Source organism: Brevundimonas diminuta ATCC 11568 (genome assembly GCF_000204035.1).
In the GTDB taxonomy this organism is placed as follows: domain Bacteria; phylum Pseudomonadota; class Alphaproteobacteria; order Caulobacterales; family Caulobacteraceae; genus Brevundimonas; species Brevundimonas diminuta.
Window position 1 is genome coordinate 296,755 of sequence record NZ_GL883084.1, and the last position, 15,102, is coordinate 311,856.

The window sequence follows — 15,102 nt, forward strand, 5'->3', positions numbered from 1 at the left end:
CTGAAGGCGTCGTAGAGCTGAACCACGTCGATATCGGCCGGCCCCATTCCGGCCATGGCGTAGGCGCGCCGTCCGGACGCTGAAGCGGCCGTCACCGTCAGGTCGGGCATCGAGGCGATATCGGCGTGCCACGTCTCCGCCGCGCCCCCGAGAACATAGACCGGCTTCGTCGCATGATCCTTCGCCCGGTCGGCCCGGACGAGAACCACCGCTGCGGCGCCATCCGTGATGAGACAGCAGTCCCGAACCGTCAGCGGCGTCGACACCATGCGCGCGGCCAGCACGTCGTCGATCGTCAACGGACCCTGGGCGAAGGCTTCGGGATTGAGGTTCGCCCATTGCCGGGCCGACACGGCCACGGCGGCCAAATGCTCCCGGGTCGTGCCGAAGACGTGCATGTGTCGCGAAGCGGCCAAGGCGTAGGAAGAGAGCGGATTGAGAGGGCGATAGGGCGTCTCATACGGCGACGCCTGCCGCATCGACACCAGTCCGCCGGCCCCCGTGCGCTGGTTGCTGCCGTGAACGACGAGCGCGACGTCGCAATAGCCGGCCTCCAGGGCCAGGGCGGCCATGACGACGTGACTCATGAAGGCGGATCCGCCGGTCCGGTTATTGTCCGTGAAGGCCGGACGGATGCCGAGATATTCCGCGACGCCTAGCCCGGAGAGCGCGTCGTTCGACGTACAGACGAAGAGGCCGTCGACTTCGTTCAGACCGATGTTCGCCTGTTCGAGGGCCGCCAGGCCCGCCAGGGCCGCCATGTCGTTCGGCGTATACCCTGGAGCCTCTCCGACGCCGAAGGTGGCTGCGCCGACGATTGCGGCGGCTCCACGCGGGAATTGATCCATTGACGTCTCCTCAGCCGTCTTCGCAGCCTCTGACCAGACGCTAAACAGCGCCATCGTTTCTGTCTATCGTTTGTTAGATTTTATTCAAATTGCGGCGGACGGCGTTCAAAGAAGGCGGACATCGCCTCGCGGAAATCGCTCGATCCCGCCGCCGTGACGAAAGCCTCCGCCTCGGTCTCCAACTGTTCTTCGAGCGGCTTGTCCCCTGCGGCGCGCAATAGCCTCTTCGTAGCGGCGATCGCCTCACGCGGCCCCGAGCAAAGACGGTCAGCAATCGCCTTGACTTCAGTGCTCAGCTGATCGGCTGGAAAACTCGAGTTCACCAGGCCCAGCGCCAGAGCCTCCGACGCGCTCAAGGTTTGCCCCAACAACGCCACGCCCATGGCGCGGCGAAGGCCGAGATGCCGCACCAGGCTCCAAGACCCCGAGCAGTCCGGACTGGCGGCGACCTTCAGATAGGCCATGTCGAAACGGGCGGTGTCGGCGCAGACGGCGAGATCGGTGGCCAGCGCCAGACTCATGCCGCCGCCGGCCACCGCGCCCTGCAGTTCCGCTATCGTTATTAGGGGGCTTTCGGCGAGGAGCGCGATGGCCCGGTGAAGCGGACCGATCAGCCGCCAAGCCGCGGCGGGAGCCTCCGCTCCCGCTTCACGGAAATAGGCGAGATCGCCGCCCGCCATGAAGGCGCGCCCCTGCCCTTTGATGATCACGACACGCGCCGCCTTATCGGCGACCGCGCGTTCGGCGGCCGCCAGGAAAGCCTCCGCAAGGCCGGGGTCGATGGCGTTGAGACGATCCGGCCGGTTGAGGACGATAGAAACCACCCCGCCGTTCTGGCGGTAAAGGACAGGATCGCTCATCGTCACCTCCAACGAGAGCCGACTTCAAGGTCGGCGCCGTTCAAATCGCGTTCTAAAGCCGTTTGACACCTGTCAAACGTTCGTTAGATTTAACGCCTATGCCGGAAAGGTTGCAAGTCAGCCGCCGATAAGAAAACTTTGGGAGTAGACCGCATGGCGTCCGAATTGTTGTCAGATGAGGTTCTGATGCTCCGTGACAGCCTGCGCCGGCTTCTCGACGACATCGCCCCGCCCGAGACGATCGCGAAATGGGACCGGGAAGATCGGCTGCCGCCGGAGCTTATCCTGGGACTCGCCGACCTTGGCGTCTGCGGACTCGCCGTGGACGAGGAGCACGGAGGCCTGGGCGTGGACGTGCCCGCCTTGCTAATGGTGGTCGAGGAATTGGCCCGGCGGAACATGGCCTTGGCTGGCCTCTATGTGATGTGCGTCAGCTACGCTGGCCTGAACCTGGGCGAACTCGGCAGCGCCGACCAGAAGGCCCGTCTGCTGCCCCGCGTCGCCGAAGGCCGCCTCCTGTTCGCTCTCGGCCTGTCGGAGCCGGATGTCGGCGCCGACCTGACCGCCGTCGCCACGAGGGCCGAACGGTCGGGCGACAAGATCATCGTCAACGGGGTGAAGCGCTGGTGTTCAGGCGCGGAGTTCGCTGACTACATCTACGCCCTGGTGCGCAGCGGTCCGCAGGAAGACCGGCACCGCAACCTGTCCTTCCTGATCATCCCTCGCGACGCGGCGGGCGTCAGCATGACGACGACGGAGACCATGGGCGTTCGCGGCGTGCCTACGAACGACGTCGTTTTCGAGAACGTCGAGGTCTCTGTGCGCGACGTCATGGGCGAAGAAGCGGGCTGGAACCAGGGATGGAGCCAGCTCGCCGGCCCGACCCTGGAGGTGGAGAAACTGCAGCCCTCGGCCATGGCCATGGGTCTCGGAGAAGCGATGGTCGAGGAAGCCTGGCTGTACAGTCAGGAACGATCCCAGTTCGGCAAACGCATCTGCGGGCACCAGGCCGTGCGCCATACCCTCGCCGACGTCCAGACCCGACTGAGGGCCTGCCGCCTGATGCTCGACCATGCCGCCGGCCTGGTGAAGCGTGGCGAGCCGAGCGCCGTGCAGACCTCGATGACCAAGCTTTTCATCGCGGAAACCGTGCGCGGCATCGCCCTCGACTGCCAGACCGTGATGGGCGCCTACGGCTATGCGCAGGGGTTCGCGATGGAACGCTATGTCCGCGACGCTCTTGTCCTGCCGATCTTCGGCGGGTCGTCCGCCATCCAGCGTTCCAACATCGCCAATCTGATGCGGCTGCCGCGGGAATGACGGCCCCCTCCGCCGCCGACCGGCCGGCCGTCGCGGTCGGCGACATCCTGCGGCTGTCCCGCCGTGATGAGCAGCGGTTTCGAGCAACCGTCTTCCAGCGCAATCACAGCCAGGCTGTTTTCGGCGGGTGTTTCCTTGGGCAGGCGATGGTCGCGGCCCAAGAGACGGCGCCCGGCCGGCCGCCCAGCGCGATGTTCGCGCGTTTTCTGGTCGGCGGCGATCCCGATCAACCGATCGATTACCTTGTCGAGACGCTGCGGGACGGCCGGTCCTTTTCCGAGCGGAGGGTCACCGCGCGCCAGGGTGACGGCCCCCTCGCCTTCGAGGCGATGATCAGCTTCCACGCGCCCGAGGACGGCGTTGCGCACCAGCGTCCCCGCTCGACCACGATCGACGCCCCCCAGAGTCTGCCCCGCCTCGCGGACCTCGGGAATGTCTACCCGAACGACATCGCCTCTGCGGAAGCCGAAGGGGTCGGCGGTCTCAGGGCGATCGACGCCCGGTTGATGCGGCCATTGGACTATTTCACCCATCCGGCGGAGCCGCGCGGCCGGTTCTGGGTGCGGGGCGTAGACGCCGCTCCCGACACCTCGGGCTATGCCGCCCTGGCCTTCCTGTCCGACTTCATGATGCCGACCGCGGCGATGATGCCTCATACACGCTCGGCTTTCGACGGCGGCTTTACGACCCTCAGCCTGAACCACGCCATCTGGTTTCACAGCCCTGTGCACGCAGACGACTGGTTCCTCCATGAAACGGAAAGCCCCTGGGCCGGCCAAGCCCGCGGACTCAGCTTCGGACGCCTGTACGCCAGTAACGGCGCTCTCGCGGCCTCCACTTCCCAAGAACTTTTGATCCGGCGTCGTTAGCGCCGAAGGAGAAACCATGGCCGAGGCCTATATCGTATCCGCCGTTCGCACCGCAGGCGGCCGTCGCAACGGCAAGCTGAAGGATTGGCATCCCGCCGACCTCGGCGGCGCCGTCGTCGATGCGCTCCTAGAGCGCGCCGGAGCCGATCCGGCGCTCATCGACGATCTGATCTTCGGCTGCGTCGGCCAGGTCGGCGAGCAGTCGCAGAACGTCGCCCGCAACGTGGTGCTGTCATCCAATCTTCCCGAGACGGTTGCGGGCGTTTCCGTCGACCGTCAGTGCGGCTCATCCCAACAGGCGCTTCACTTCGCCGCCCAGGCCGTCTTGGCGGGGAGCGCGGACGCCGTCATCGCCGGCGGCGTCGAGAGCATGTCCCGCGTGCCGATGGGCCTGCCCTCGGTCCTGCCGGCGGAACAGGGATTCGGCGTGTCACGCGGCGTCCGCATGGCCGCGCGTTATCCTGGCGTGAAGTTCAGCCAGTTCGACGGTGCGGAAATGATCGCCGCCAAGCATGAGCTAACCCGGGAGGTCCTCGACGCCTTCGGGCTCGAAAGCCACCGGCGAGCCGCCGCCGCCACGCGAGCCGGGCGCTTCCGCGAAGAGATCCTCGCCCTGAAAGTGGAAGGTCCCGACGGCGTCGAAAGCCATGAGACGGACGAAGGCGTCCGCTACGACGCCAGCCTGGAGGCCATGGCCCAGGTCAAGCTGCTTAAGGAGGGGGGTCGATTGACGGCCGCCACATCGAGCCAGATCTGCGACGGCGCGTCGGCCGTGCTCGTCGTGAACGAGGCCGGCCTGAAGGCGTTGGGCCGCCCCCCCCTCGCCCGGATTCACCATATGTCCGTCTTCGGCGGCGATCCGGTCATCATGCTCGAGGCGCCGATCGAGGCGACGCGGCGCGCCCTCTCGCGCGCTGGCCTAGGCCTGAAGGACATCGACCTGTACGAGGTCAACGAGGCGTTCGCGTCCATTCCCCTCGCGTGGCGGAAGGCGTTGGACGCCGACCCTCAGAAGCTCAACGTCAACGGCGGCGCGATCGCCTTGGGCCATCCGCTCGGCGCCTCCGGGACCAAGCTCATGGCGACGATGATCAATGAACTGCGGCGGCGCGGCGGCCGTTACGGGCTCCAAACCATGTGCGAGGGCGGGGGCATGGCGAACGTGACGATCATCGAGCGGCTTTGACCCGGTTCCCGCCCGGCAGGTCGACCTCGACGCGGTGGGCGGCGGCGATGATCGCCGCTGCGGCCGCGACATAGGCGATCGGTGCGATCAACAGCGCCAGCCGCAGACCGTCAACGCCGCGGCTCGGCGCAAGGGCGTCGCTGACGGCGCCGACACACAGGGGACCGAGCGACGTCCCCAGGCCATGGATGATGAAGACCATCACCGACGCCGTGAGCGCGCGCATGTGCACGGGGGCCATGGTCTGGGCGAAGGCGTAGCTCGGCCCCATGTAGAGCGATCCGAGGAAAAGCGGCGCTGCGAGCAGAAGCAGCAGACCCACACGACTGTCAGTGTTCAAGGCGAAGTACAGACAAGGGGCGCTGACGACCAGGCCTAGCGCTGCGAGAATCAACGTCCGCCTGGGGCTGTTCCAGCTCGAGATCCATCCCCCTACGAGGACGCCAGCGCCGGCGGCCAGGCCAGTCACCACGCCGATATAGGCGCCCGCATCGGCGATAGAAAATCCCCTGACCCGAACGAGATAGCTCGGTCCGAACGTAATGATGGCGGACGTGCCGAGCGTGAATAACGCCCCGCCTACGGCCAGCCATTTGAAGGTTTCTAAACGCCACAACGCGACCAGCGCCTGCCAAAGCGTCACCGCATCCTCGGCCTCGACCGCGTCTTCGCTCTGCCCGCGTTTCGGCTCCCTGAGCACGATCAGCATGGCCGCCGTCAGCGCCAGGCCAGCGCCCCCGGCCAGAAGCAGTGTTTCGCGCCAACCCAGGCTCTCGACGAGCCGGCCACCGAGCGCGAGGCCGCCCATCACACCGATCGCCCCGCCAGCCTGAAAGACCGCCATGGCGAGACCCCGGCGGCGAAGCGGAAAATAGTCCGCCAGGATCGCCTGGCTCGGCGGAACCGCCCCCGCCTCGCCGACCGCCAGCCCCACCCTGGCGAGCGCAAGGTGAACGAAGTTCTGACTCAGGGCGCCTGCGGCGGTCATCAGGCTCCAGAACGCCAATGCGCCTGACACCACCAGCTTGCGCGACGTGCGATCCGCCAGCCGGGCCAGCGGGAGGCCCAGGAGAGAGTAGATAACGGTGAACATGACGCCGCCCAGCAGACCCACCTGCGTATCGGTCAGGACGAACTCCGCGCGAATGCTCTCCAGCATGATGAAGGGCAGCTTGCGGTCGATCAGGCTGAAGGCGTTGACCAGGGTCAACAGCAGCAGGGCGAGCCAGGCGGCGGTCGTCGTCCGCGTCTGGCCGAGTCGGGCGGGATTGCTCGCGGTCATCGGGCCTCTCGGTTCAGGATAAAAAGTCCGGGCCGGGGAAGCCCCGGCCCGGTAGTCGGGAGGCGGTCAAAGCCCAGGAAACAGTAATGCGCCGTTCTCGACAAAGAACTTCCGGGCATAGCCGGGATCGAGACGATCCAACCATTTCTGGAACTTGCCGATCGGATCGCGGCTGCCCTCCAGATGGGGATAGTCGGTGCTGAAGACGTAGATCTCCTCCATGCCGTAGCGCTCGATCATCAGAGGCAGATTTTCGTGATAGAAGGGCGCCACCCGGACGTTGCGACGCACGTATTCACTGGGCTTCATCGGATACGATCGGCCGACCTTCGCCAGGAATCCCGTCCAAAGGTCCATGCGTTCGACGCAAGGCCCAACCCATCCCGACCCGTATTCGATGATGCCGAAACGTAGGCGCGGGAAACGTTCGAAGACGCCGCCCATGACAAGAATCTGAAGATAGAGTTCGGCCGGCATATGCGCCACAAGCATGAAGTAGGGGCTAATCGCCTCTTCGCCGCCGGGGCGCGAAGCGGGCGAGCCCTTGAGCGTCTCCGCCTGGCCCCATTCCCGTGCAGGCAGGATCGGATCGGGTTCCTGACCGCTCAACATGCCGCCGCCGCCCAGATGGAGGGTCACCGCGACGTCCGCTTCCTCCAGGCGCCGCCAGAAGGGGTCCCAAGCTGAATGCGCCGGCGACAGACCGGCCGGCGGGGCCGCGCAAGGCAGGGTGACGAGCTTAGCTCCGCCCCTGATCACGCGATCGACCTCTTCGAGCGCCCAGGCGATATCGCCCATGTTGATCATGCAGGCGACCCGCGCCCGCCCGCCTGTCTGGGCGCCCCAGGCCAGGGCCACGTCATTGTAGCGCCGGCAGGCGGCGCGAGCCGCCGGCGAGTCCACCCGAAGCTCCTTGCCGAAGGTGTTCTGGAAGACCAGTTGCGACCGCAACCCCATCATCTCAATGGCTTCGACTCGTTCTTCGGCGCGCGAGAAGGACGCGCCCAGGGCGCTGATGCCCTTGACGGACCAGATGTCCTCGCGGTTCTGCGCACGGCTCGCCTTATCCTCGTCCGAGTCGAAATAGGAGGCGATATAGTCCGAGATCGGATCGCGGCCGAGATCGCCCAGAATGTCGCGCATCAGGTCCGGCTCCGGATAGACATGGCCGTCGGCGTCCAGCCGCTCGCCGAAGAATGCATCCTTGGGCGGCGCGAGAATTTCGGAAACGCTCATTCGAAACGTCCTTCCTAGAGTTGATATTTAAGAGTGAAGGAGACGAAGCGTGGCCGCTGATAGGCGACGAAATCACCCAGGGCCGAGGTGAACATGTTGGAATAGATCGCTTCGTCCGTGAGGTTCTCGCCGGAGACCAGCGCCGACCAGCGCCCGCTCGGCGACGTCCAGCGCGCCGAAGCGTTGAGCTGGGTGTATTGCGGCTGCCGAATCCGGTTCAGCGGATCGGAATACCATTGAGCGCTGGCGTAAGCGTCGGCGCCCAGGCGCAGATCGCCCCCGAGGAGCGGCAGGGTGTAGTCGAGCCCCAGGCTCCACGTCCATTCCGGAGATCGAGAGAGGCGATTGCCGCTCACGTCCCGCACGACCTGCCGATTACCCGCGGGCGCGCCGCCGACGTAGAGGGCCGGATCCGGCTCAAGCACGACGGCGTCCGGAAACTCGTCGTAGCGGGCGTCCAGGAGGGAGCCGCCGAAGCGCAGGTTCAATCGGTCGGTCAGCGAGGCGTCGATATTGGCTTCCAGGCCCTTGATGGTGGATTGAGCCGCATTGGCCAGGGCGAAGGTGGTGGCGCCGTTGATGAACAACGGCACGGTCACCTGTAGGTCCTGATAGTCGTATTGATAGGCCGCTAGGTTGAGCCGCACGCGCTGCGCGAGGTCCGACTTCAACCCGATCTCGAAAGCGTCGACATATTCGGGGGCCGCCGGCACCGAGGAGCCGACCGCCGAGGTCGAGTTGAACGTACCGCTTTTGAAGCCCCGCGTGTAAGAAGCGTAGACATTCGAATTTTTGGCGAACTGATAGCGCGCGACCACGCGGGGCGACACGTCGGACCAGTTGTCTTCGCCTTCCGCAGTGACCACGGTCGGCGTCCTCTGGCTGAAGCGGGCGCTGCGTTCCTCATAGGAGGCGCGCAATCCACCGGTGAAAAACAGGCCCGAGACCGGTTCGAAGACGACCTCGCCGAAGAGCGAGGCTGCCTGGGCCTCCTGTCGGCCGGCGAAATTCGTCGCGCCCGAAAGAAAGGGATCTAAGATCGACTCATTGGAAAAGAGATTGCCGCCGAGCGTCCAGTTCCAGCGCCCTCCGCCGCTCGACGCGAGCACTGCCTCAAGGCTGTAGGTCTCGGCGTTGAAGGTCGTGTCATTGCCGGACACAGCCGCCGAGGTGTTGTCGGAGTCCGTGAGATTGTATTGACTGGCCTTGCTGTAGGCGAGGATCGTGCGGAGATCGAAGCCTGCGAACTCGCGGCTGTAATGAAGATCCACCGCGAACGATTCGCCCTTGGATATGGGAGTGAACTGGGTCGCCGTCGTCCAGGGCTCGGTCGGCACGACCGCACCCGGGACCCCACGCCCACGGCTGTTCCCGGCCAGAGGCTGCCCGGACTGATTGGTGTTGTCGCGGCCGTCCTGGTAGCTGACGCCCAGCCAGAGGCGGCTCACGTCGTCGATATCGAACACCAGCTTGGTTCGCGCGGCGAAAAGTTCGCGGCTGCCGCTGTCCTCATTCAGGAAAATGTTGCGGACGAAGCCGTCGTCCTTCAGGGCCGTCACCGCTAGGTTGGCGCTCAGGCGCTGGGTCAGCGGTCCGGAAACATAACCCGCCGCCTTCCAGTAGCCGAAATCCCCTGCGGACAGGGCGATCGACAGGTCGGGTTCGGCCGACGGCAAACGGGTGGTGATATTGATCGCGCCCCCCGCCGCGTTGCGACCGAACAGCGTCCCCTGCGGCCCCTTAAGGACCTCGATCTGTTCCACCCCTTCCAGTTCAAAGAGGTTGCTGAACTGTTCAGGCCGATAGACCCCGTCGATGTAGATGGCGACGCTGGACTCGTCGCCCTGGCTCCCGTTTCGCGATCCGACCCCGCGGATCGTGGGTTGAGCGAATTGGTTCGATCTCGCAAAGACCAGCCCAGGTGTAACGCTCGTCAGATCTTCCGTGGAGACGATTCCGGCGTCCTCAAGCCGTTCGCTTGAGAGCGCCGTCACCGAAATGGGCACGTCCTGGAGCCGCTCCGCGCGGCGCTGTGCGGTCACCACGATATCGTCCAGAGCGGACGGACCGTGGGGCAGCGGCAGGGGACTCGAAACGGCGTCCTGAGCCATTGTATTACCGGCAGAGAGGACGCAAAAACCTCCCACCGCGCCAAATATGAGATCTCTCATGTCCTCTCCCCTTGTTTGCTCTTGTGTTGTGAGCATTGGGGATAGACTTGGCTCGATCTCCTTCTAACTCAATACGATCCGCACCAACATCGCAGGTGCGATGATTAGGGGGAAAACCGACTTATCGCCCCACGAACACCGCTTGGGTTTTCTCGAGGAACGCCTTGCGTGCGGCCAGGTGATCGTCTGTGTTCGCGAGACCCGGAACGGTGTTGAGCTCGAAGCGAGCCACGTCGTCAATCCCGGCCAACCCCTGAGCCATCGCCGCCTTGATCGCCGCCAGGGACAGCGGCGCCGAGGCCTCGAATTCGGCCGCGACCTCAAGCGCGCGCTCCAGGGCCCCGCCTTCGACGGTCAGTTCGTCGACGAGCCCGATGGCGGCCGCCTCCTCCGCGGCGATAGTCCGAGCCGTCATCATCAGCCGCCGCGCTTTGGGCAGGCCAACGCGCAGAGGGAGGGTGTAAAGAAGGCCCATGTCCGGCAACAGGCCGATCTTGGCGAAGGATGCGCCGAAGCGGGCGCCCCGAGCGGCGATGACGACATCGGCCGCGGCCGCCATGGACATTCCGGCGCCGAAGGCGTCGCCCTCCACGGCCGCGATGGTTGGCTTGGCCCCTCCGATGATAAGTTCGAGCAGCCGGTGAACGCTCTTGAGGCGCTCCCGCACCGCAAGCGGTCCATTGTCAGCGTCGCTCACACGGCGCAGGTCAGCGCCCGAACAGAAATGGCCTTCCGCTCCGGTGAGGATGACCGCTCGCACAGCAGGATCGCTCGCAGCGCCGGCGATGGCCTCGGCGATCCGGCTGCGCATCTCCGGATAGAAGGCGTTTCTGCGACCCGGATTGGTCATGGTGAGTACTAGCGCAGCGCCGCGGCGTTGTATGATGAGACCGTCGATCGGATCAGTCATTTAGGGTCTCCAGGTTGTCCCGCGCGGCGCGGAGTTGGATTTCGTCGTGGCCATAGGGCGCGTCACGGCGCTGAAGCGCGGTCTTGACGCCTTCTGTCTTGACGAGATCGAAGAAGGCGCGCGGCGCCTCTGCGAGGTGAGCTCGTGCGTCATTTTCGGCCGCAAAACGCTGAAGCGTCTCCCACCCCATCAGCTCCAGCCCCATGTTGACCACGCGCTTATGGGCCGCCAGCAAGGCGGGATCGCCCAGGGCGATGCGATCAGCAAGTACGGCGACCGCAGCGTCCAGCTCAGCGGGGGGATGCGATTCCATGACGAGCCCTAGGGCGGCGGCGTCGCGCCCTCTCAACACATCGCCGGTCAACAGAAGGCGTTTCGCCCATTGGGGCCCCATCAGATAGAGCCACATATGATTGGCGGGCGACCCGAGCGATCGGGCTGCGGGAAAGCCGAAGCGGGCGTCATCGGCGGCAATGACCATGTCGCAGTTGAGCGCGATGTCCGTGCCGACCGCCAGACAGTTCCCCTGCACCTTGGCGATGACCGGTTTGTGCATTCGAAAGATGTCGAGACGGAGATTGGACCCATAGCGGGTATGCCAGACGTCATCCTCGAAGGCAGTCCGCCCGCGGTAGTCCGCGGGATCGTAAGAGCGCCGTCCGTCCGCGCCCGGTTCGATGCCCTCGGAGATGTCCGCGCCTGAACAGAAATCCTTGCCCGCCCCTTGCAACACCACGCAATGAACGGATCGCAGATCATCCGCCTCGCGCAACGCGTCATTGAGTTCTCGAAGACAGCGTGCGCTCTGGGCATTGCGCTTCTCAGGCCGATTGAAGGTGATGTAGGCCACACTCCCCCGCACCTCGAACAGCAAGGTGTCCGGCGCGTCCAACCATTTTCCCATCGTCTCGCTCCTCTGTCGTTGGGCAAGCGATAGCATCCCGGTTCCGCAAGAGAGCATCGGGGATGCGATGTTTGCTTCGTCCCCGCGCGAAACACGCCCGGGCGAACTAGCCTTGCTCCCGGACCGAAACCGGCTTCCGAGGGAGACGCCACCATGGGAACAGAGATCTTTCGCGGCTTTGGCGGCCTCGCCTTGTCGGTCGAGCGCTATGGCTCGCCTGACGATCCCAGCGTGGTGCTCCTTCATACGGGGGGGCAGCGGTCCTGCGTTTGGCGCAACACGGCCGAGGCGCTCGTCGCCGCTGGTCGACATGTTCTTTGTCCAGATTTGCGAGGTCATGGCTTGAGCGAGCGTCCAGCGGACGGCCGATATGATCTTGAGGCCTATGCCGAGGACCTGCGGGCGCTTCTGCGCTCTCTTCCCACCCGTCCTGTGATCGTCGGTGTCGCCATGGGCGCCGCTATCGCGCTGGCCGCGATCGCCGACGAAGGCGCGCATCTTGCGGCGGGCGTGGTCGTGGCGGGCGTGGCGCCGATCCTCGACCCCGACGCCGTTCGCCAGCTGGCGCGAAGCCGACGGTCCGACGAGACCGGCGATCCGCGCTGGACCACCGGACTGGACATCACGGACCTGGAACGCACGCTGGATTCGGTTCTTGGGCAGATCAGGCTGCCAATCCTGATCCTGCACGGCGCCGACAACCCCCTCGTCAGCCGCGACGCCCGCGACGCGATGGCGCGTCGCGCGCCCCACGCCCGACATGTCGAGGTCGAAGGGGCCGCGCACGATGTCGCTGCGGATCAACCTGAGCAGTTCCAGGCGCATCTCCTGGAATTCCTCGAAACGGAAGCGCCCCGGGACCCGCAGGCCTATCTCGCGGGATCCGACGTCAGGACCCTGCGTGACGCCCTCGGCTGCTTCGGCACGGGCGTCACCGTCGTGACCACCGTGGATCAGAATGGCGCCCCCGTGGGCCTGACGGCTAACTCCTTCACGTCGGTGTCGCTCGATCCGCCCCTGCTGCTTTTCTGCCTGGCGCGGACGGCTGGGTCCCTGGCCGCTTTCGAAGCGTCCTCGACCTTCGCGGTGAACGTTCTGCACATCGGCCAGCAGCCCACGTCCGACCGGTTTGCACGGCGAAGCGAAGATCGCTTCGCGGAGACGGCGTTCGAACCCTGGCATGACGGCGTTCCCGCGCTCGTCGGATCGCTGGCGGTGTTCCTGTGTCGCAAACATGCGGTTCACGACGGCGGCGACCACCGGATTTTCGTTGGGGAAGTCATACGGGCGCGCTTTGAGCCGAGAAGAGATCCCCTCCTTTATTTTCGCGGTCGTTATCGCCGGCTGCATTTCGCTTGAGCGCCATTTGACCACGACCCGGTAGGTGACGCGCCGCCGCGGCGCGAATCCGCTCAGCGAAGTCCGCCGCGCGATCGAGGGTGGTTTCCGCATCGCTTCCGATGCCGACGCCGAGCAACTGGCCGTCTCCGCAGTCGGGCAGGGGCGCGCAAACCATGCCGCCCCCTCGCCAGACCGTGTTGGCGGTCACGGAATAGCCCAGCCCTCGCATTTCGGCTGTCTCTGCCAGAACCGCCGAAGGCGTGACCCTCCATTTTTCGGAAACCTGCGAATTCAGTCGATGAACGAACTTACGGATCGCTTCATCGGGCAACGTCGAGAGGAGTGCCCGCCCCATCGCCGTATGCAGAGGCAAGGAACTGCTTTCCGGAACCACGGTGGTGACAAGTCGGGACGACGGCAACACATGCACATAGCGCACAGCCAATCCTACGAGCATGCCTAGGACGACGAATTCCCCGGTTTGTTCATTAAGGTCCGCCAGCATCTCCATGAGCGGACCGCCTTGAAGCAGCAGGGGGGCCGCCCCCGCCCCGAGCAAAGCCACCCTGGCGGTCGGCACATAGGTCCGACGGAAGGGATCGTGGGCCAAATAACCCAGGGCGGTGAGACATTTCAGCAGTTCTGACGTCGAAGACTGCGGAAGGCCATGAGCCTTCGCAATGTCCATGACGGTGGCTTCCGGCTGCTGACGGGTCGAGAAGTATTCAAGCACCTGCAAGACCCGTTCGGCCGACTTGATGCGCTTGGCGTCAGAAGCCAGAAGGGTCGACGCCCGACTCGGGCTTGATGATCGGCGAGGCGTGCGCGTCGGCGTCGCCTGACATGCGCCAGCGTCCATGACTTCACTCCCTAATTCCCTTCTCTGAGGGCTTCTAACTACCATCCGTTAGATTATGAGACCTTGTCAACGGAGCACGGACGAACGTCGTCGGTCGCAACGCATATGCGGTGCTTCCATGCCAAGCATTGCGACCGCCCTGGCGTTCGGACACCTTGAATGCGGTCATCGGAGAGGGCGTGTGTGAGCAAGACGAATTCGAAGTCCGGTCGAGCGCTTGCGGCGCTGCGCGTTGTCGATCTCGGGCGGCGGCCGGCCGCCGCCCGCGCCGCTCAATTGCTCGCAGAGCTCGGCGCCGACGTCGTGCGCCTCGAACGTGACGCGGAGCCGGACGACGCCCAGTATCGCGCGCTAAATCGGCACAAGCGTTCAGTCCGGATCACGGCTGATCCCGATAACCACGCTGCGTTGGAAGCTTGGCTCCGCGATGCCGATGTCGTGGTCGACGACGGAGAATTGGAGGCCGCAGGCTTCGACCCGACAAAGCCGCTGGTCTGCAACCGCGACCTTATTGTCTGTTCAGTTACGCCATATGGCCTTTCTGGTCCTCGTCGAGGAGAGGACGCCGATGAAGCGGTGCTCCAGGCGCAGGCGGGACTCATGGCGATCACAGGCCATGATGACGACGCTCCCGGTGGCGGCCCCATGCAGATCGGTGTTCCGCTCATCACGGGCCTGTCCGCTGTAAACGCGGCGACAGGCGTGATCGCGCTTCTGATCGGCCGCCTGCGGGCATTCGCGACTCCTACATTCGTGGATGTCGCGATGTTCGACGTGGCCGTCACGATGCAGTCTCACGTCGTCCAGAACTATTTGATCTCCGGTCGCCAACCTCAGAGGCGCGGCAACGCCGGAAACGGAGGCCATCCCGCCCAGACCTTCGACTGTGCGGACGGGGTCATCTACATTTCGGCTGGCACCGATCAACACTACGCCAAACTGTGCGAAGCACTCGGCCACGCCGACATGGTGGGCGACCCGCGCTTCGCCGACGTCCTCGCTCGAGACCGGAACCGCGCCGAGATCGACGCCGTGCTCGGCCCGATCATCAAGACCCGTTCGCGCCAGGCGCTGATGGATCTTCTGGTAAAGGCCGGGGTGCCCTGCTCCACCGTCAACACCTACGCCGATCTCGCGGCCGATCCCCACGTTCAGGCGCGCGGCCTGATCCTTCGGGACGAGGACGGCCTCCCTGGCGTGGCTTCCCCCCTCCGCCTGCCTCGCTCGCCGACGGTCCGCCCGGCGGCTCCGCCCCCCGGCGAGCCGTTCAAGGGTTGGCTCGCGCCGCGGCGCCCTCGATCGCTGCACGGCGATGG

General features: G+C 65.3%; 13 protein-coding genes. 5 read left to right on the top strand and 8 right to left on the bottom strand.

Annotated elements, in window-relative coordinates:
• Window positions 1–902: acetyl-CoA acetyltransferase (locus tag BDIM_RS01495; RefSeq protein WP_345908504.1), on the bottom strand; the 902-nt coding region annotated here is incomplete at its 3' end.
• Between the two features lie 26 nt (window positions 903–928).
• On the bottom strand, window positions 929–1,708 hold the full coding sequence (locus BDIM_RS01500; protein ID WP_040344729.1) for an enoyl-CoA hydratase/isomerase family protein: 780 nt from the start codon (window positions 1,706–1,708) through the stop codon (window positions 929–931).
• A 153-nt stretch (window positions 1,709–1,861) separates the two neighbouring features.
• On the opposite strand from BDIM_RS01500, the gene BDIM_RS01505 reads away from it, so the two are divergent.
• The 3 genes from BDIM_RS01505 to BDIM_RS01515 are packed head-to-tail and all read left to right on the top strand — an operon-like array spanning window position 1,862 to window position 5,083.
• Window positions 1,862–3,028 carry an acyl-CoA dehydrogenase family protein gene (locus tag BDIM_RS01505; RefSeq protein WP_003163792.1) on the top strand — a complete coding sequence of 389 codons (1,167 nt, stop codon included), beginning with the start codon at window positions 1,862–1,864 and terminating at the stop codon, window positions 3,026–3,028.
• Window positions 3,025–3,897 (top strand): acyl-CoA thioesterase, encoded by an 873-nt coding sequence (locus tag BDIM_RS01510; protein ID WP_040344524.1) that lies wholly within the window; start codon window positions 3,025–3,027, stop codon window positions 3,895–3,897. Before BDIM_RS01505 ends, BDIM_RS01510 begins: the two co-directional genes overlap by 4 nt.
• 16 nt (window positions 3,898–3,913) lie before the next feature.
• The gene (locus BDIM_RS01515; protein WP_003163794.1) at window positions 3,914–5,083 is read left to right on the top strand and encodes an acetyl-CoA C-acetyltransferase; all 1,170 of its coding nucleotides are present in this window, start codon (window positions 3,914–3,916) and stop codon (window positions 5,081–5,083) included.
• Here the strand turns inward: BDIM_RS01515 and BDIM_RS01520 are convergent.
• From BDIM_RS01520 to BDIM_RS01540, 5 genes are all read right to left on the bottom strand, one after another.
• Window positions 5,067–6,365 carry a spinster family MFS transporter gene (locus BDIM_RS01520; protein WP_003163795.1) on the bottom strand — a complete coding sequence of 433 codons (1,299 nt, stop codon included), beginning with the start codon at window positions 6,363–6,365 and terminating at the stop codon, window positions 5,067–5,069. The genes BDIM_RS01515 and BDIM_RS01520 overlap by 17 nt on opposite strands.
• Window positions 6,366–6,431: 66 nt before the next feature.
• On the bottom strand, window positions 6,432–7,601 hold the full coding sequence (locus BDIM_RS01525) for an amidohydrolase family protein (RefSeq protein WP_003163796.1): 1,170 nt from the start codon (window positions 7,599–7,601) through the stop codon (window positions 6,432–6,434).
• A 14-nt stretch (window positions 7,602–7,615) separates the two neighbouring features.
• Complete coding sequence (locus BDIM_RS01530) at window positions 7,616–9,712, bottom strand: TonB-dependent receptor (protein WP_003163797.1); 2,097 nt, start codon at window positions 9,710–9,712, stop codon at window positions 7,616–7,618.
• A gap of 181 nt (window positions 9,713–9,893) precedes the next feature.
• Entirely contained in the window at window positions 9,894–10,682 is a 789-nt protein-coding gene (locus BDIM_RS01535; protein WP_040344526.1) for an enoyl-CoA hydratase/isomerase family protein, read from the bottom strand.
• Complete coding sequence (locus tag BDIM_RS01540; protein ID WP_003163799.1) at window positions 10,675–11,586, bottom strand: crotonase/enoyl-CoA hydratase family protein; 912 nt, start codon at window positions 11,584–11,586, stop codon at window positions 10,675–10,677. The genes BDIM_RS01535 and BDIM_RS01540 overlap by 8 nt, the downstream gene beginning before the upstream one ends.
• 153 nt (window positions 11,587–11,739) lie before the next feature.
• On the opposite strand from BDIM_RS01540, the gene BDIM_RS18340 reads away from it, so the two are divergent.
• Complete coding sequence (locus BDIM_RS18340; RefSeq protein ID WP_040344528.1) at window positions 11,740–12,945, top strand: alpha/beta fold hydrolase; 1,206 nt, start codon at window positions 11,740–11,742, stop codon at window positions 12,943–12,945.
• Here the strand turns inward: BDIM_RS18340 and BDIM_RS16935 are convergent.
• Window positions 12,866–13,786 carry an IclR family transcriptional regulator gene (locus BDIM_RS16935; protein WP_169312111.1) on the bottom strand — a complete coding sequence of 307 codons (921 nt, stop codon included), beginning with the start codon at window positions 13,784–13,786 and terminating at the stop codon, window positions 12,866–12,868. The genes BDIM_RS18340 and BDIM_RS16935 overlap by 80 nt on opposite strands.
• 183 nt (window positions 13,787–13,969) lie before the next feature.
• Here BDIM_RS16935 and BDIM_RS01550 point away from each other — a divergent pair.
• The coding region (locus tag BDIM_RS01550) for a CaiB/BaiF CoA transferase family protein (RefSeq protein WP_040344530.1) at window positions 13,970–15,102 on the top strand (1,133 nt) is incomplete at its 3' end.